Below are 15190 nucleotides of genomic sequence, written 5' to 3'. Positions count from 1 at the left end.
GAAGGCTAGAGGGGATCGGGAAAGCCGGCCAGGGCGCGGACCTCGGCCGGGCTGCGGCCGGCCTCCCGCAGGGAGCGCAGGCTGGGCGCGCCGTCCCGCTTGGCGAGGCGGCGGCCGCTGGCATCGGTCAGCAGCCGGTGATGGGCGTAGCGGGGCTCCGGCCAGCCCAGCAGGGCCTGGAGCAGCCGGTGCAGATGGGTGGCGGGGCGGAGGTCCTCGCCACGGGTGACCAGGGTGACGCCTTGCAGCGCGTCATCATGGGTGACGCAGAGGTGGTAGCTGGCCGGGATCTCCTTCCGGGCCAGCACGGCATCGCCGAACTGGGCGGGGTCGCAGCGCAACCGGCCCTCGCCGGCCTCCTCGTAGGACAGGTCGGCGGGCGCCTCGGCCAGGGCGGCGGCCATGTCCAGCCGCAGGGCGAAGGGGTCGCCGCGGGCGATGCGCTCCGCTCGGGCCTTGGGCGACAGGCGTCGGCAGGTGCCGGGGTAGAGCGGGCCATCCGGGCCATGCGGGGCCTGGCTGGCGGCGGCGACCTCGCGGGCGATCTCGGCCCGGGTGCAGAAGCAGGGATAGAGCAGGCCGCGCGCGGCGAGCCGGTCCAGCGCGGCGCGGTACTCGGCCATGTGCCCGGACTGGATGCGGACAGGGCCATCCCAGGCGAGGCCGAGCCAGGCGAGGTCGTCGAGGATCGCCGCGGTGAACTCCGGGCGGCAGCGGGTGGCGTCGATATCCTCGATGCGCAGCAGGCAGCGGTCGCCGGCGCGCCAGGCGGACATGGCCGCATGGGCATGGCCCAGGTGCAGCAGGCCGGTGGGGCTGGGGGCGAAGCGGGTCACGGTTGCGGCCATGGCGGCGCTTCGGTAGCGGTGGAGGGGCAGAAGGAGCAAGCCGCATGGCAGAATTGGATGGACCGCGGGTCGCCCCCCAGGCCGGCGGCGCTGCGAAGCAGCTTGTGGTGCTGCTGCATGGCCTCGGGGCCGATGGGGCGGACCTGATCGACCTGGCGCCGCATTGGGGCTCGGCGCTGCCCCATGCCGCCTTCGTCGCGCCGAATGCGCCGGAGCCCTGCGACATGGGTCCCTATGGCCGGCAATGGTTCAGCCTGCAGAATCGCCAGCCGGCGGTGATGGCGGCAGGGGCGAAGCAAGCGGCGGCGCAGCTGGAGGCCTTCCTCGAGGCCGAGCAGGCCCGGCTGGGCTTGCCGGGCTCGGCCCTGGCGCTGGTCGGCTTCAGCCAGGGCTGCATGATGGCGCTCTATGCCGGGCTGCGGCGTCAGGCAGCGCCGGCGGCCATCCTCGGCTATTCCGGCGCCCTGCTGGCGGCCGAGGCCCTGGCCGGCGAGATCGCCTGCCGGCCGCCGGTGCTGCTGGTGCATGGCGAGGCGGATGAGGTGGTGCCGGTCGCGGCCAGCCGGGCGGCGGAAGCCACGCTGCGCGCCGCCGGCGTGCCGGTCGAGTCGCTCTACCGGCCCGGCCTGGCGCATGGGATCGACGAGCCGGGGCTGGCGGCGGGAGCGCGGGTTCTGGCCCGGGCCTTCGGCGCGGCGCCCCAAGCGTGACAGCGTCGTGAAACGAGCGGCGGGCCCTGTTGCACCGCCGCGATGGGACTGGCATGAATGCGGGAGTTGATCGGCGGCGCCACTGCATGTTGGGCCCGTTTGCCGTGACAGGCCCAATGGCTGGATGGCACCGCACCGAATAAGGAGCGGCGCTTGCCTGACGGCGGTACGTTCATCGGTGGGCAGACTTTTCCGGCCCTGGTGCTGAATGCGGACTTCCGTCCGCTTTCGTATTTTCCCTTGTCGATCTGGTCCTGGCAGGATGCGGTGAAGGCCGTCTTCCTCGACCGCGTCTCCGTCCTGAACGAATACGAGACCGAGGTGCATTCGCCGACCCTGTCGATGCGGCTGCCCAGCGTCATCGCGCTGAAGGAATACATCCCGGCGGCGCGGCGCCCGGCCTTCACCCGCTTCAACGTCTTCCTGCGCGACCGCTTCGAATGCCAGTACTGCGGCGAGAACCGGCCGACCCACGACCTGACCTTCGACCACGTGATCCCGCGCAGCCGCGGCGGCCGGACCACCTGGGAGAATGTCTGCACCGCCTGCGGCCCCTGCAACCTGCGCAAGGGCGCGCGGCTGCCGCGGGAATGCCACATGCATCCGCGCGAGGTGCCACGGCAGCCGACCAGCTGGGAATTGCAGGAGAATGGCCGGGCCTTCCCGCCGAACTACCTGCACGAGAGCTGGCGGGACTACCTGTATTGGGACAGCGAGCTGGAGAGCTAGCGCGCCTTCACCGGCCGCTTACCATGGCTGTCCTGCGGCACGCCGCGCTGCAGCGACATGTGGCTATGCACCCCGACCCAGCGCCCGTCCGGCTGCTTCGCCAGCACGATCGTCGCCCGCCCAGGGCGCGGGAAGGCATGGCCATCCGGGTGGAAGCCGATGCTGTCCCAGGGGGTGACGGCCACCGCCATGGCGCCATCCGGGGAGGCCAGCACCAGGGTATTCGCCAGGTCGAAGGTGAAACCCTCGGTCCGCGGCCAGACATTGTCCCATTGGCTATCGGTCCAGGCCTGCCGGCTGCGCACCAGCTCCTGGTAGGTGCCGAAGATGACGATGGCGTCGTGCCAGAAGGGATAGGCGCGGGCATAGTCCACGTCCCGCACGCAGGCGGCGAAGCGGTCCAGCCAATCCTTCACCGAAGCCGAGGTGGCTGCATCGGCTTCAGGCAAAGGAAGGTTGTCCATCAGATCTTCTCGCTCACCTTGATCGCCACCTTGCAGCCCGCTTTGATGACGCCGCTCAGCAGCCGGTAGCCGGGCGTCAGCTCGGCCTCGTGCTCCAGCCCGGTGTCGCGGTGCTCCAGCTCCTCGGCGCGGAACTTCGCGATATCGGCGCGCAGGGGGGCCTCGTCATCACCGAGCGCGGCCTCCTGCGCCTGGTAATGTTCGTCGATCGCCTCCTCCACCGCAACGGTGCAGGCCATGGCGCCGCGATGGCCGAGCAGGGCGGTGGCGGCGCCCAGCGCAAAGCCGGCGACGTGCCAGATCGGCAGCAGCGCGGTCGGGCGGACCCGGCGCGTGGCGATCAGCCGGGTAAAGGTGTCCAGGTGGACCTGTTCCTGGTCCTGCATGTGCCGGATCACCGGCTCCCACTTGGTTCCGCGGAGGACCGCGAGCTGGCCGGCGTAGATCCGCTTGGCGCCGTATTCGCCGGCGTGGTCGACCCGGATGGTCTCCTCGATCATCCGGCGGGGGGTCCTGCTGGTCCGGGATGGGCTGGTCATGCGCGTGCTCCTCTTCGCATCCAGATGGCGGCCAGCACCGAAAGGCCAAGCGCATATAGCAGGTTCATCGCCGCCATGGAGAGCGGCAGGCCAGGGATGAGATAGGTCGGCGCATCGCAGGGCTTGGAGGGGGCGGCGGCCAGCGACCGCAGGAGGTCGTCCACCGTGGCGCCGCCGGTCGAACGCGGGGCCTGGCAGCCCGGCAGCGGCGAGGGCCACCAGCCCTGCTCCACCCCGACATGGAAGCCGCCGATGGCGCCGGAGACGAGGATGGCCACCAGCGCCAGCCAGAACAGCGGCCGGCGGGCGCGCGGCAGCAGCGCCCCGGCCAGGGCCAGGCCGGCCGCCACCCAATAGGGCCAGCGTTGCCAGAGGCAGAGCTCGCAGGGGGCAATGCCGAAGATGCCCTCGCTGGCCCGGGCAAACAGCGGTGCGACGGCCGCGGCGGCGGCAAGCAGGAGCATTCCGAACATGCCCCTGTGTCGCGCCGTCCCGCCGGCAGCGCAACTGGACCGGATCGTGCCCGGCCCATAGGCTGACATGGCAGAGGGTTGGGGAAAGCGCGTATGATGAAACTTTGGGGCCGGGCCAGTTCGAGCAACGTGATGAAGGTGCTCTGGCTCTGCGACGAGCTGGGCGTGCAATACGAGCGGATCGACGTCGGCGGCGAATTCGGCCGCACCGAGGAGCCCTTCTACCTCGCGATGAACCCCAACAGCCGCGTCCCCACCATCGAGGAGCCGGACGGCTTCACCCTGTGGGAGAGCAATTCGATCCTGCGCTACCTGGTGGCGACGCATGCGCCGGGCAGCTCGCTGCATCCGCCGGAGCCGCGGCTCCGGGCCGATGCGGAACGCTGGATGGATTGGCAGCTTGCCTCCCTCAACGGGCCGATGGTGACGGTTTTCTTCACCTATGTCCGCATCCCCGAGGCGAAGCGGGACTATCCGGCGACCGCCCGGGCGCGCGACGAGGCGGAGGCGCTGTGGCGGATGGTCGATGCGCGGCTGGAGGGGCGCGACTACCTCGCGGGCGCCTTCAGCATCGGCGACATCGCCCTCGGCCCCTATCTGCACCGCTGGTTCGCCCTGCCGATCACCCGCGCGCCGATGCCGCGGCTGGAGGCCTATTATGCCCGGCTGAAAGCCGACCACCCGGGCTTCGTCCGGCATGTCGCCGTGGAGATGACGTGAGATGATCACCGTTTGGGGCCGGGCCAGCTCGGTCAATGTCATGAAGGTGCTGTGGCTGCTGGATGAGCTGGCCATCCCCTTCCAGCGGATCGATGCCGGCGGCGCCTTCGGCCGCACCCGGGATGCCGACTACGCGGCGATGAACCCCAATGCGACGGTGCCGACCCTGGTGATGCCGCATGGCTATACGCTGTGGGAGAGCCACGCCATCCTCCGCTACCTCTGCCGGACCCAGCCCGGCGGCAATGCCTTCTACCCCGAGGGCCCCGAGGCGCGGGCGGATGCCGAGCGCTGGATGGACTGGACCCTGGCCAGCCTGAACGAGCCGATGCGGGTGATCTTCTGGACCCTGGTCCGCACGCCGGAGGCCGAGCGGGACCTGCCTGGCGCAGCCAGGGCACGCGACGCGGCCGAGCGGCTCTGGCGGGTCGTCGATGCCCAGCTGGCGGGCCGGGACTTCGTCGCGGGGCGCTTCGGCGTAGCCGACATGGCGCTGGGCGGCTTCCTGCACCGCTGGTTCGCGCTGCCGATTACGCGGCCAGACCTGCCCAACCTGCGCGCCTGGTACGACCGGCTGCTGGAGCGGACGCCCTACCGGACGCATGTGGCCGTGCCGCTGAGCTGAAGGTGGCTAGCCTTCCATCGCCGCCAGGAAGTCCCGGCTCCAGGCCTTGGCGCCGGCATCCCAGACGGCGGGGCGCATCGACTCCCAGCGGGCGATGCGTTCCTCCTTCGGCATGCTCAAGGCGGTATCCAGCGCCTCGGCGATCGCATCCGGATCCAGCGGATTGACCAGCAGCGCGCCGGGCAGCTGCGGCGCGGCACCGGCGAAACGCGAGAGCAGCAATACGCCCGGATCTGCCGGGTCCTGCGCCGCGACATATTCCTTGGCCACCAGGTTCATGCCGTCCCGCAAGGGGGTGACCAGGCCGACCTTGGCGATGCGCATGAAGCCGGCCAGGGTCGGGCGGGGCACGGCGCGGGTCATGTAGCGGAGCGGCGCCCAGTCGGGCTCGGCATGCTGGCCGTTGATGCGGCCGACCCATTCGTCCAGTTCCCGCCGCAGGCTGCGGTACTGCGCCACGTCGCCGCGGGAGACCGGCGCCACCTGCAGGTAGGTGACCTTGCCGTGGTGCGCCTTGAAACGGGCCAGCAGCTGGGCATAGCCGGCGAAGCGCTGCGGCAGCCCCTTGGTGTAATCCAGCCGGTCCACGCCGATGATCAGCGACCGGTTCATCAGGCTCTGCTCGAAGCGGCGGGTATCGGCGCGGGACAGCGCTGTCTCGGCCAGCTTGCGGAAGGCCTCGGCATCGATGCCGACGGGGAAGGCAGTGACGCGCTCGGCGGCCGCGGCCTCGCCCACCGCGATCAGGGCGCCGCGGAGATTGGCGGCGTCATCCTCGGTCTGCACGCCGATGACGTCGTAGGCGGCGAGATCGGCAAGCAGTTCATCGGACTTGGGGAGGGCGCTGAACAGGCCATAGGGCGGGAAAGGAATATGCAGGAAGAAGCCCTGGCGCTGGGTGCAGCCGAGGCGGCGCAACTCCGCGCCGAAGGGAAAGAGGTGGAAGTCATGCGTCCAGACCAGGTCGTCCGGCCGCAGCAGCGGCGCGAGCGCCGTGGCGAAGGCGGCATTCACCGCCCGGTAGCCGGCGTAGTCGGCCCGCTGGAACAGTGCCAGGCCGAGCCTGTAGTGCAGCGTCGGCCAGAGCGTCGCATTGGCGAAGCCCTGGTAGTAGTGGCGGTAGTCCTGCCGGCCCAGGTCCAGCGTCGCATAGGTCAGCTTGCCGCGAACGGTCAGGGTCAGCTCGGTCGCGGTGGCTTCCGCGGTCTGGCCGGACCAGCCGAACCACATCGCCTCCCGCCGCGACATGGCGTCCTTCAGCGCCACGGCGAGGCCGCCGGCGGTGGCGCCGCGTTCTCGCGGGTTCGGCACGCGATTGGCGACGATGACCAGCCGGCTCATGCTGTGGTGACGGCTTCGGCGAGCCAGTCCCGCAATTCCTGGGGCGTGCCGAACATGTCGTCGAGCCGCCAGCCATGGCCACCGAAGCTGCGGGCGGCCTCCATCCCCTCCTCGTCGGTCACGTCGTCGCCGATGAAGACCGGGGTGCGGCCGGCGAAGGGGGCGCCCGCCATCAGTGCCCGCACGGCGGTGGCCTTGGAGGCGCCATGCGGGCGGATCTCCCAGGCCATGCGGGCTTCGAGCAGGGTGAAGGCGAGCGGGTCCTCGGCCACCAGCGCGGTCAGCAGGGCGGCGGCTTCCGGGCCGAGGTCCGGAGCCTGGCGATAATGGATGACGAAGCCATGGGTCTTGTCCTCGACCAGGGCGCCGGGATGACGCGCCACCAGGGCATCGGCCTGGGCGCGCCAGGCAGCCGGCGGGCTGGGAAGCGCCGGCAGGACGGGCGGCTGCAGGGGATCCGGTCGCAGGGTGGCGCCATGGTCGCCGGCCATCGGGATGGGGACCGGCAGGAAATGTTCCAGTTCCGCCAGGGCACGGCCGCTGACGATGGCCAAGGCGCCGCCCAGGCCCTCGGTCAGGCGCTGCAGCAGGGCGGGCAGGTGATCCGGCACGCGGACCGCATCCGGCCGGGGAGCGATCTCCACCAGGGTGCCGTCGAAATCGAGGAACAGCGCGGCATCGGCAATTGGGCCCAGGCCGGGGACGCGCGGCGGGGGAGGCAGGGTGAATATGTCTGGCATGCGTCCGGAACAAGCCGCCTACGGCGGCAGGGTTGCGTCACGGCCGCGTGAGGAGCGCCTTGATGGTTGATCGGGTCAACGCGTGACCGGCACCTGTTCCAGCCGCCACAGCGACAGGGCGGGCGGCAGGACGCCGACGACCAGCCAATGGATCAGCGAGGCCTGACGGGTCAGCCAGCCACCGTCCCAGAGCAGGACGCAGGCCAATTGCGCCAGCAGCATCCAGATGATGGCAATGGCCAGGGCACGCGATTCCGCACGCCCCTGGCGCTGCGAGGCTTCCCGCATGCGTCCCGACCCTTCACTCTACGACCTGCCGCGGCAGGACGCTGCGGCCTGCACATAATACACAATATCGTGATATTTGCACACGAAAAAGGGAGGTCCCATGCCTGACGATGCGCCGTTGCAGGGTGCCGGCGGCAGCCGCACCACCGTCCGCCATGCCGCGGAGGCCAGCTATGACCCGGGCCTGCGGCCCTTCTTCACCTACCGGGACCTCGGCATCCGCGGCGCGACGGCGGAGAGCTACGGCGCGCATGTGGTCCGCGCCGTGCCCGGGCAGCATGCCGAGCCGCTGTGGCATACCCATGCGCTGGCGTTTCAGATGGTCTTCGTGCTGAAGGGCTGGGTGCGCTTCGAATATTCCGACATCGGCGAAGTGCTGCTGCACCCGGGCGACAGCGTCTACCAGCCGCCCGGCATCCGGCACCGGGAGCTGGCGCATTCCGAGGACATGGAATTGCTCGAAATCACCTCGCCGGCCGAATTCGAGACGGCGCTGGCGCCCTGAGGCCAGCGACACGGTGCTTGAGGGTCGGACAGTGCCGGCAGCCCATCTCGTCAGGCCGGCCTGGCCATGGTATCAGCGCTGCCGCGGGGGCGTGGCGGAACGGTAGACGCAGGGGACTCAAAATCCCCCGATCGCAAGGTTATGCCGGTTCGAGTCCGGCCGCCCCTACCAGCCACCAGGACATCCGCGGGACGCCTCTCCGGCCCATGGCCCATCCGGCGCTTGCCAAGCGCGCCGGATCGCGCGAAGACCCGCCTCCCATCCCTGTTCGTTCCGGAGATTCCCCATGGCCTCGGCGTTCGAGCGCATCGCCGACATCATCGCGGAGACGAGCGACGTCCCACGCGAGAACATCAAGCCCGAAAGCCATGTCATCGAGGATCTCGGCATCGACAGCCTGGACTTCCTGGACATCGTCTTCGCCATCGACAAGGCCTTCGGCATCAAGGTACCGGTCGAGTCCTGGACGCAGGAAGTGAATTCCGGCGCGGCTCCGGCCGGACAGTATTTCGTCATGGAGAACCTGGCGAAGCGGATCGAGGAACTGGTCGCGGCCAAGGCCGGCTAACCAGCCCGTGCGCCTCGAATACTTCCAGATGATCGACCGGGTCGTCTCGGTCGGTCCCGAGCGCATTGCCGCGGGGGCCACGGTGCCGCTGGCAAGCCCGGTCTTCGAAGGACATTTCCCCGGCCACCCCCTGGTCCCCGGCGTGCTGCTGGTGGAGACCATGGCGCAGGCCTCGGGCTACCTGTTGCTGCACCGGTCGGGCTTCGCCCGCATGCCTTTCCTGATCGGCAGCAAGGAAACCAAGCTGCGCAGCTTCGTCGCCCCGGGCACGGTGCTGAGCGTGACCGCGACCCTGGTGCACGAAGGCTCCGGCTTCGCGGTGACCGATGCGGCGATCACCTCGGGCGGCAAGCGCATCTGCGAGGTGCGCGAGCTGAAATTCAGCACCCAGGACTTTCCCGCCCCGGAACTGCAGGCGGCGATGCGCGGCCGCGCGGTGCAGATCGGCCTGATCGAGGATTCCGAGGCATGACCGAGCCCGTCTGGATCACCGGCGTCGGGCTGGTTTCCTGCCTCGGCGAGGGGGCCGCGCCGCATCTGGCTGCCTTGGCTGATCCGGCCACGGCACCGGTGGTGGATGCCGCGACCTTCGCCCCCTTCCCCATCCATCCGCTGCCGCCGCTGAACCTCGATGCGCAGATCCCGAAGAAGGGCGACCAGCGCCAGATGGAGCCCTGGCAGCGGCTCGGCACCTATGCCGCTGGCCTTGCCATCGACCATGCCGGGGCGCGCGGGCTGGTCTCCGACATGCATCTGGTGGTGGCCGCCGGCGGCGGCGAGCGCGACGTGCCGCTGGACGAGGCGATCTGCAGGGAAATGGCCGCGCTGCCCGCCGGCGAGGTCGGGCCGCTGCTGAACGAGCGGCTGGCCAATGGGCTGCGGCCGACCCTGTTCCTGGCGCAGCTCTCCAACCTGCTGGCCGGCAATATCTCCATCGTGCACGGCGTCACTGGCTCCTCCCGCACCTTCATGGGCGAGGAATCCGCCGCTGCCGATGCGGTGCGCATCGCCGCGGCGCGGCTGGCCGAGGGCCGGGGCGAGATGGCGCTGGTCGGCGGCGCCTACGTCGCCGGGCGCTGGGACATGATCCTGCTCTATGCCCCCTCGGGCGGGCTGTGGCGCGGTGAGTGGCTGCCGATGGCGGAACGCGCGGCGGCCGGCGGCGGCATGGTCACCGGCAGCGCCGCCGCCTTCCTGGTGCTGGAAACCGAAGGCCATGCCCGCGCCCGTGGCGCCAAGGGCCTGGCGGTCCTGCAATCGGTGCGCAGCGGCGCCGCGCGGCGCCGCGACGACGACACGGCCGAGGCCAGCGCCAGCGCCCTGGCGCAGGACCTGCCGCTGCGGCCGGGCTATGCGGTCTTCTCCGGTGCCAGCGGCGTCGCCGCGGCGACCGGGAGCGAGACCCGTTTCCTGGCGACGCTGCCCGAGCCTGGCGCCATCCGCCACACCACCGACCTGCTGGGCCATCCCGTGGAGGCCGCCTTCCCGGCCAATCTCGCCCTGGCGGCGCTGGCGATCGAGGCGGGGCTGGTGCCGCAGGCGCTGGTGACCGGCTTCGGCCTGTGGCGGGGCGAGGCGCTGGCGGTGCTGGAGCCCATCGCCGAAGGGGCAGCCGCATGAGCCGGACGCGCGACCACCTGGGCCGTCCCATCGTCGCCGTCACCGGCATGGGGCTGGTGACGCCGCTGGGCTTCGGCGTGGCCGAGAGCTGGGCCGGGCTGCTGGCCGGCCGGTCCGGCATCAGCCGCATCACCCGCTTCCCGACCGACCACCTGCGCACGACCATCGCCGGCCAGGTGGCGCTGCCGGAGGAGGCGGGACGCGCCCCCTTCTCCTCACCCGAACGGGTCGAGCGCATGGCGGCCCTGGCCGGGGCCGAGGCGGTAGCCCATGCGGGGATCGGCAAGGCCTTTCCCGGGCCGCTGTTCCTCGGGATGCCCCCGGTCGAGGTCGAGTGGCCGCAGCGGCTGGAACTGGCACGGCAGACCCATGGCGAGGTGACTGGGCGCTACCCCGCGATGGTGGACGCCGCCGCCGGCCGGCAGGATTTCTTCGAGATGTTCCTCTTCGGCGGCATCGGCGAGCGGCTGGCCGACCGCTTCGGCACCCGCGGCGCGCCGATCTCGCTCACCACCGCCTGCGCCACCGGCGCCTCCGCCATTCAACTGGGCGTCGAGGCGATCCAGCGGGGCGAGGCCCAGGCCGCGCTCTGCATCGGCGCCGAGGGCAGCGTGGCGCCGGAGGCGATGATCCGCTTCTCCCTGCTCTCGGCCCTGTCCACCCGCAACGAGGACCCCACAAAGGCGTCCCGCCCCTTCGAGAAGACCCGCGAGGGCTTCGTGATGAGCGAGGGCGCCGCAGCGCTGGTGCTGGAAAGCCTGGAAGCGGCCGAGGCGCGCGGCGCCACGGTGCTCGGCCTGGTGCTGGGCTGTGGCGAGAAGGCGGACAGCTTCCACCGTACCCGGTCCAACCCGAATGGCGGCGCCATCATCGGCGCCATGCGGGCGGCGATCGCCGATGCCGGGCTGGAGCCGGGGCAGATCGACTACGTCAATGCCCATGGCACCGGCACGCCGGAGAACGACAAGATGGAGACGCTGGGCATGCTGGCGGTCTTCGGCGAGGCGCCGCCGCCCATCTCCTCGAACAAGTCCATGATAGGGCATACGCTTTCGGCCGCCGGGGCGATGGAGGCGGTGTTCAGCCTGCTGACCATCCGCGACCAGATGCTGCCGCCCACGATCAACCATGAAACGCCGGACCCGGCGGTGCCGCTCGACGTGGTGCCGAACGTGGCGAGGCCGGCGAAGGTGAGCCGCGTGCTTTCCAATTCCTTCGGCTTCGGCGGGCAGAACGTGTGCCTCGTCCTCGGGGCCGCACCATGAGGGCCCTGCAGCTCTTCGGCGACCGCGACACGCGGCTGGTCGACGTGCCGCCGCCGCCGCCGCCGGGCCCCGGCGAGGTGCAGCTTCGGATGCTCGCCGTCGGCCTGAACCACATCGACGTCTGGGGCTGGCGCGGCATGGCCTTCGCCAAGCGCAAGCTCCCCTTGACCGTGGGTGCCGAAGCGGTGGGCGAGATCGTGGCGCTCGGCGAGGGCGTCACCGGCTGGCGCCTCGGCCAGCGGGTCATCCCCTATGGCGCGTTGACCTGCGGCACCTGCCGGGCCTGCCGCGAGGGCCGCGACAACCTCTGCGAGAACGTCGCGGGGGTGAAGGGCTTCCACGTCGATGGCTTCGCGCAGGAGCTGGTGAACCAGTCGGCGCGGCTGCTGGTCGCGGTGCCCGACGGCATCGAGGTGGCGGATGCCGCCTGCGCCGCCGTGACCTTCTCCACCGTCGAGCACATGCTCTTCGACAATGCCAGGCTGGAGCCGGGCGAGACCATCCTGATCCAGGCGGCGGGCTCCGGCATCGGCACCGTCGCGGTGAAGATGGCGAAGGCGATGGGCTGCACCGTCATCGCCACGGCCGGCTCGGACGAGAAATGCGCGCAGGCCCGCGCGCTGGGTGCCGACCATGTGGTGAATTACACGACGGACCGCTTCGAGAGCGTCGCCCGCAAGGTGACGAAGAAGCGCGGCGTCGACGTGGTCTTCGAGCATGTCGGCGCCACCACCTGGGCCGGCAGCCTGCTGTCGATGAAGATGGGCGGGCGGCTGGTCACCTGCGGCAGCACATCCGGGGTTTCGGCCGAGACCAACCTGATGATGGTCTTCCAGCGCCAGCTGCGGATCATCGGCAGCTTCGGCGCCGCCATGCGCAACATCGGCGACGGGCTGCAGAAGATGGCGGGCGGGCTGACGCCGGTGCTCGATACCGTGGCACCGCTTGATGGCTTCGCCGATGCGTTGGCACGCCTCGAGACCCGCCGGGTCTTCGGCAAGATCGTCGTCACGCTCTGATATGAAGGCTACGGACCGCGCCGTCGCCGCGCTGGTCCGCGTGCTGTTCCGGCTGGTGCGGCTGCTCGGGCCGGACCGTGCCGGGGCGGTCGGCGCGGCGCTGGCCCGGCGCCTCGGCCCACTGGTGAAGGCGCATCGCATCGCGCTGGACAACATCCGCCAGGCCTTCCCGGAATTGCCCGCCGCCGAGCACGACCGCATCGTGACGGAGGCCTGGGACAACCTCGGCCGCACCGCGGCGGAATACGTCCACCTGGACCGGCTCTGGGACTTCGACCCGGACAGCCCCTCCCCCGGGCGCATCGAGATCGCGCCCGAGGTCACCGCCCGCTTCAGGGCACTACAAGAGGATGGCAAGCCGGCGCTGTTCTTCGCCGCGCATCTGGCGAATTGGGAATTGCCGGCGATCGCCGCGGCCCGGCACGGGCTGCCCTCCGCCGTGCTCTACCGCACGCCGAACAATGCCGCCGTGGCGCGGGACATCGTGGCGCTGCGGGAAGCGCTGATGGGCAAGCTCATCCCCGCCAACGTCGCCGCGCCGGTGCGGATGATGGAAGCGCTGGACCAGGGGCTGCATGTCGGCATGCTGATCGACCAGCGCTTCAGCCGCGGCCCGCAGGTGCCCTTCATGGGGCGGCTTAGCTATTCCAACCCGCTGCTGGCCCGCATGGCGCGGCGCTTCGAGTGCCCGGTGCATGGGGCGCGGGCCATCCGCCTGCCCGGCGGCCGCTTCCGGCTGGAATTGACCGAGGAGATCCACCTGCCGCGCGATGCGCGCGGCCGGGTCGAGGTGGATGCGGCGACGGCGCTGCTCAACCGCATTGTCGAGGGCTGGGTGCGTGAGCATCCCGGGCAATGGCTCTGGATGCACCGCCGCTGGCGGTAACGGTCAGTGCTGCAGGCGGTCCCGCGGGAGCAACAGCTCCACCCGCAGCCCGGCGGGTCTCCAGTCGAAGCGCGTCTGGCCGCCGAGTTGCGCGGCGCTCTGCGTCACCAGCCGGTGGCCGAAGCCGGCGCGGCGGGGCGTATCGACCGAAGGCCCGCCCTCCTCCCGCCAGACCAGTTGCAGCATGTCGTCCGCGGCCTCGGACCAGTGGACGGCCACGGCACCGCTCGGCCGGGTCAAGGCGCCGTACTTGGCGGCATTGGTCGCCAGCTCATGCAGCGCGAGGGCCATGGGCGGCGCCGCGATGGGTCCCAGCCGCACCGGCGGCCCGTCCAGCGCCAGCCGCTCGGCCTCGCCCGCCTCGGCCTGGAAGGGGCGCAGCAGGGCGAGCACCAGGGTTTCCAGGCTGGTGCCGCCGGTGGCAAGGACTTCGACCCGCATGGCCTGCGGCCCGCCCAGGGCCGGCCGTACCAGGTCATGCGCCTGGGCCAGCGCCTGGATGCGGCCCAGCAGCGTGTTCCGCATCGCGGCCGTATCCACCGCGGCGCGGGCGGTGAAGCTGACCAGGCCGCCGATGATGGCAAAGAGATTCTTCACCCGGTGGTCCAGCTCGCGCAGCAGCAGCTCGCGGGCGCGCTCGGCCCGCTTGCGCTCCGTCACTTCCTCGCAGACCAGGCCGACGCCCAGCAGGTCATCCGTCTCGGGGTCGCGGACCGGATAGAAATGCTCCACCCAGTCGCGCTTCACGCCGGGGTCGCGGGGGGTCTCGCCGGTGACTTCGATGCCGGTGATCGCCTCGCCCTCGACCAGGACGCGGCGCAGCAGCGGCTCCGCCGCGGCACGCAGGTCGGGCACCAGATCCCAGACGTTGCGGCCCAGATGCGTCTCGATCGGGAAGCCGTTCATGTCGGCCAGGGCCTGGTTGATGCGGACGAAGCGCAGGTCGCGGTCCACCTGAGCCAGCCCGAGCGGCGCGGTGCGATAGACCAATTCGAGGTCGGCGAGGCGATGCCGTGCCTCCCGCTCGCTGTTGGCCTGGGCCGCGGCGGCGCGGCGCAGGTCGGTGAGGTCGAGATGGGTGCCGGTGATGGCCAGGGCCCGGCCGGCGGCATCGCGGTCCAGCACCTCGCCCCGGGCGCGGATCCAGACCCAATGGCCGGCGGCGTGCCGCATCCGGAATTCGGCTTCGTAGCGGTCGCTGGTGCCTCGCAGCATCGGGGCGATCAGCGCGCGGGTCGGCGCCACGTCATCGGGGTGGAGCAGTGCTTCCCAGGCGGCCAGGGGAATGCCGCCTTCGGGTGTCGGCCGGCCGAGCATCTCGGCCCAGCGGGCCGAGACATCCAGCAGGCCGGTTTCGGCATTCCAATGCCAGGCGCCCAGGTCGGCGCCGGCAAGCGCCACTTCCAGCCGGCGGTTCGCGGTGACGAGGGCGGCCTCGGCCTTGCGACGCCGGACGATGCTGACCAGGCCGACGGAGAGCAGGTTCCGCTCCTGGAGCGTAACCCGGCGCGCCCGCAGCACGACGGCGCAGGGCGCGCCGACCGGCAGATTGAGGACAACGTCGAAGACCTCGGCGGCGGTCGTGGCGCGGACCTCGGCCAGCCGGGGATGCAGGCTGGCCGAGTTGGCCAGGACCGAATCCCAGGTCGCGGCCAGGTCCACCGCCGTGCAGCCCAGCAGGGCGGCGGCTTCCGCATTGCCGGCCACCACCCTTTGAGTCTCGGGCCGCAGCAGCAAGGCCGCCGTCGGCGCCGCATCCAGCACCATCGAGAAGGCCTCGCTGGAGGCCGTCACGGCTGGCAGGGCACCGACGGCATCGGCCGGGGCGACCGGCAACCCTGGAGATAATT

Annotated in this window: 19 protein-coding genes and 1 tRNA gene; 12 read left to right on the top strand and 8 right to left on the bottom strand. The window is 71.1% G+C overall.

The annotated features are described in order from the left end of the window. Nucleotides 1-5 precede the first annotated feature (5 nt). Entirely contained in the window at nt 6-848 is an 843-nt protein-coding gene (gene gluQRS / locus AC0IW9_RS10130) for a tRNA glutamyl-Q(34) synthetase GluQRS (protein ID WP_471648110.1), read from the bottom strand. A gap of 44 nt (nt 849-892) precedes the next feature. Between gluQRS and AC0IW9_RS10125 the strand changes: the two genes are divergently transcribed. Then, nucleotides 893-1558 (top strand): alpha/beta hydrolase, encoded by a 666-nt coding sequence (locus tag AC0IW9_RS10125; RefSeq protein WP_471648109.1) that lies wholly within the window; start codon nt 893-895, stop codon nt 1556-1558. 153 nt (nt 1559-1711) lie between these two features. Beyond that, nucleotides 1712-2287 carry an HNH endonuclease gene (locus tag AC0IW9_RS10120; protein ID WP_471648108.1) on the top strand — a complete coding sequence of 192 codons (576 nt, stop codon included), beginning with the start codon at nt 1712-1714 and terminating at the stop codon, nt 2285-2287. Here AC0IW9_RS10120 and AC0IW9_RS10115 read toward each other — a convergent pair. Genes AC0IW9_RS10115 through AC0IW9_RS10105 form a run of 3 tightly spaced genes read right to left on the bottom strand, consistent with a single transcriptional unit; the run spans nt 2284 to nt 3754 of the window. After that, entirely contained in the window at nt 2284-2751 is a 468-nt protein-coding gene (locus AC0IW9_RS10115) for a YybH family protein (protein ID WP_471648107.1), read from the bottom strand. The genes AC0IW9_RS10120 and AC0IW9_RS10115 overlap by 4 nt on opposite strands. Further along, the gene (locus AC0IW9_RS10110; RefSeq protein ID WP_471648106.1) at nt 2751-3290 is read right to left on the bottom strand and encodes a demethoxyubiquinone hydroxylase family protein; all 540 of its coding nucleotides are present in this window, start codon (nt 3288-3290) and stop codon (nt 2751-2753) included. The genes AC0IW9_RS10115 and AC0IW9_RS10110 overlap by 1 nt, the downstream gene beginning before the upstream one ends. Then, nucleotides 3287-3754, bottom strand: coding sequence for a disulfide bond formation protein B (locus AC0IW9_RS10105; protein WP_471648105.1), 468 nt, complete (start codon nt 3752-3754; stop codon nt 3287-3289). The genes AC0IW9_RS10110 and AC0IW9_RS10105 overlap by 4 nt, the downstream gene beginning before the upstream one ends. A 102-nt stretch (nt 3755-3856) precedes the next feature. Between AC0IW9_RS10105 and AC0IW9_RS10100 the strand changes: the two genes are divergently transcribed. Continuing rightward, on the top strand, nt 3857-4483 hold the full coding sequence (locus tag AC0IW9_RS10100; RefSeq protein WP_471648104.1) for a glutathione S-transferase family protein: 627 nt from the start codon (nt 3857-3859) through the stop codon (nt 4481-4483). Between the two features lies 1 nt (nt 4484). Continuing rightward, nucleotides 4485-5108 (top strand): glutathione S-transferase family protein, encoded by a 624-nt coding sequence (locus tag AC0IW9_RS10095; RefSeq protein WP_471648103.1) that lies wholly within the window; start codon nt 4485-4487, stop codon nt 5106-5108. Nucleotides 5109-5114: 6 nt separating this feature from the next. On the opposite strand, the gene AC0IW9_RS10090 is transcribed toward AC0IW9_RS10095, so the two are convergent. From AC0IW9_RS10090 to AC0IW9_RS10080, 3 genes are all read right to left on the bottom strand, one after another. Further along, on the bottom strand, nt 5115-6449 hold the full coding sequence (locus AC0IW9_RS10090) for an alpha,alpha-trehalose-phosphate synthase (UDP-forming) (RefSeq protein WP_471648102.1): 1335 nt from the start codon (nt 6447-6449) through the stop codon (nt 5115-5117). Further along, nucleotides 6446-7189, bottom strand: a complete 744-nt coding sequence (gene otsB, locus AC0IW9_RS10085; RefSeq protein ID WP_471648101.1) for a trehalose-phosphatase — start codon at nt 7187-7189, stop codon at nt 6446-6448. The genes AC0IW9_RS10090 and otsB overlap by 4 nt, the downstream gene beginning before the upstream one ends. A gap of 75 nt (nt 7190-7264) precedes the next feature. Then, nucleotides 7265-7477 (bottom strand): hypothetical protein, encoded by a 213-nt coding sequence (locus AC0IW9_RS10080; RefSeq protein WP_471648100.1) that lies wholly within the window; start codon nt 7475-7477, stop codon nt 7265-7267. Nucleotides 7478-7577: 100 nt separating this feature from the next. On the opposite strand from AC0IW9_RS10080, the gene AC0IW9_RS10075 reads away from it, so the two are divergent. From AC0IW9_RS10075 to AC0IW9_RS10040, 8 genes are all read left to right on the top strand, one after another. Then, nucleotides 7578-7982: a cupin domain-containing protein gene (locus AC0IW9_RS10075; protein WP_471648099.1), complete on the top strand. Its 405-nt coding sequence runs from the start codon at nt 7578-7580 to the stop codon at nt 7980-7982. An 85-nt stretch (nt 7983-8067) separates the two neighbouring features. After that, nucleotides 8068-8153, top strand: a tRNA-Leu gene (locus tag AC0IW9_RS10070). 115 nt (nt 8154-8268) lie between these two features. After that, nucleotides 8269-8550 carry an acyl carrier protein gene (locus tag AC0IW9_RS10065; protein WP_471648098.1) on the top strand — a complete coding sequence of 94 codons (282 nt, stop codon included), beginning with the start codon at nt 8269-8271 and terminating at the stop codon, nt 8548-8550. 7 nt (nt 8551-8557) lie between these two features. Further along, nucleotides 8558-9022 carry a 3-hydroxyacyl-ACP dehydratase FabZ family protein gene (locus AC0IW9_RS10060; RefSeq protein ID WP_471648097.1) on the top strand — a complete coding sequence of 155 codons (465 nt, stop codon included), beginning with the start codon at nt 8558-8560 and terminating at the stop codon, nt 9020-9022. After that, nucleotides 9019-10170 (top strand): beta-ketoacyl-ACP synthase, encoded by a 1152-nt coding sequence (locus tag AC0IW9_RS10055; RefSeq protein ID WP_471648096.1) that lies wholly within the window; start codon nt 9019-9021, stop codon nt 10168-10170. The genes AC0IW9_RS10060 and AC0IW9_RS10055 overlap by 4 nt, the downstream gene beginning before the upstream one ends. Then, entirely contained in the window at nt 10167-11435 is a 1269-nt protein-coding gene (locus tag AC0IW9_RS10050) for a beta-ketoacyl-ACP synthase (protein ID WP_471648095.1), read from the top strand. The genes AC0IW9_RS10055 and AC0IW9_RS10050 overlap by 4 nt, the downstream gene beginning before the upstream one ends. After that, complete coding sequence (locus tag AC0IW9_RS10045; RefSeq protein ID WP_471648094.1) at nt 11432-12454, top strand: zinc-binding dehydrogenase; 1023 nt, start codon at nt 11432-11434, stop codon at nt 12452-12454. Before AC0IW9_RS10050 ends, AC0IW9_RS10045 begins: the two co-directional genes overlap by 4 nt. Nucleotide 12455: 1 nt before the next feature. Continuing rightward, the gene (locus tag AC0IW9_RS10040) at nt 12456-13340 is read left to right on the top strand and encodes a lipid A biosynthesis lauroyl acyltransferase (RefSeq protein ID WP_471648093.1); all 885 of its coding nucleotides are present in this window, start codon (nt 12456-12458) and stop codon (nt 13338-13340) included. A 3-nt stretch (nt 13341-13343) separates the two neighbouring features. Here AC0IW9_RS10040 and AC0IW9_RS10035 read toward each other — a convergent pair whose 3' ends face one another. Then, nucleotides 13344-15134, bottom strand: a complete 1791-nt coding sequence (locus tag AC0IW9_RS10035; protein WP_471648092.1) for a sensor histidine kinase — start codon at nt 15132-15134, stop codon at nt 13344-13346. Nucleotides 15135-15190: the final 56 nt, after the last annotated feature.

Source organism: Belnapia sp. AC561, assembly GCF_979252845.1.
The sequence above is the reverse complement of the archived record's forward strand: the minus strand, read 5'-3'. Positions and strand labels throughout refer to the sequence as shown.

Bases quoted from the DNA above. Each gene is read 5' to 3' on its own strand.
- gluQRS (WP_471648110.1), bottom strand. From the start codon at position 848: ATGGCCGCAACCGTGACCCGCTTCGCCCCCAGCCCCACCGGCCTGCTG.
- AC0IW9_RS10125 (WP_471648109.1), top strand. From the start codon at position 893: ATGGCAGAATTGGATGGACCGCGGGTCGCCCCCCAGGCCGGCGGCGCT.
- AC0IW9_RS10115 (WP_471648107.1), bottom strand. From the start codon at position 2,751: ATGGACAACCTTCCTTTGCCTGAAGCCGATGCAGCCACCTCGGCTTCG.
- AC0IW9_RS10110 (WP_471648106.1), bottom strand. From the start codon at position 3,290: ATGACCAGCCCATCCCGGACCAGCAGGACCCCCCGCCGGATGATCGAG.
- AC0IW9_RS10105 (WP_471648105.1), bottom strand. From the start codon at position 3,754: ATGCTCCTGCTTGCCGCCGCCGCGGCCGTCGCACCGCTGTTTGCCCGG.
- AC0IW9_RS10100 (WP_471648104.1), top strand. From the start codon at position 3,857: ATGATGAAACTTTGGGGCCGGGCCAGTTCGAGCAACGTGATGAAGGTG.
- AC0IW9_RS10095 (WP_471648103.1), top strand. From the start codon at position 4,485: ATGATCACCGTTTGGGGCCGGGCCAGCTCGGTCAATGTCATGAAGGTG.
- AC0IW9_RS10090 (WP_471648102.1), bottom strand. From the start codon at position 6,449: ATGAGCCGGCTGGTCATCGTCGCCAATCGCGTGCCGAACCCGCGAGAA.
- otsB (WP_471648101.1), bottom strand. From the start codon at position 7,189: ATGCCAGACATATTCACCCTGCCTCCCCCGCCGCGCGTCCCCGGCCTG.
- AC0IW9_RS10080 (WP_471648100.1), bottom strand. From the start codon at position 7,477: ATGCGGGAAGCCTCGCAGCGCCAGGGGCGTGCGGAATCGCGTGCCCTG.
- AC0IW9_RS10075 (WP_471648099.1), top strand. From the start codon at position 7,578: ATGCCTGACGATGCGCCGTTGCAGGGTGCCGGCGGCAGCCGCACCACC.
- AC0IW9_RS10065 (WP_471648098.1), top strand. From the start codon at position 8,269: ATGGCCTCGGCGTTCGAGCGCATCGCCGACATCATCGCGGAGACGAGC.
- AC0IW9_RS10055 (WP_471648096.1), top strand. From the start codon at position 9,019: ATGACCGAGCCCGTCTGGATCACCGGCGTCGGGCTGGTTTCCTGCCTC.
- AC0IW9_RS10050 (WP_471648095.1), top strand. From the start codon at position 10,167: ATGAGCCGGACGCGCGACCACCTGGGCCGTCCCATCGTCGCCGTCACC.
- AC0IW9_RS10045 (WP_471648094.1), top strand. From the start codon at position 11,432: ATGAGGGCCCTGCAGCTCTTCGGCGACCGCGACACGCGGCTGGTCGAC.
- AC0IW9_RS10040 (WP_471648093.1), top strand. From the start codon at position 12,456: ATGAAGGCTACGGACCGCGCCGTCGCCGCGCTGGTCCGCGTGCTGTTC.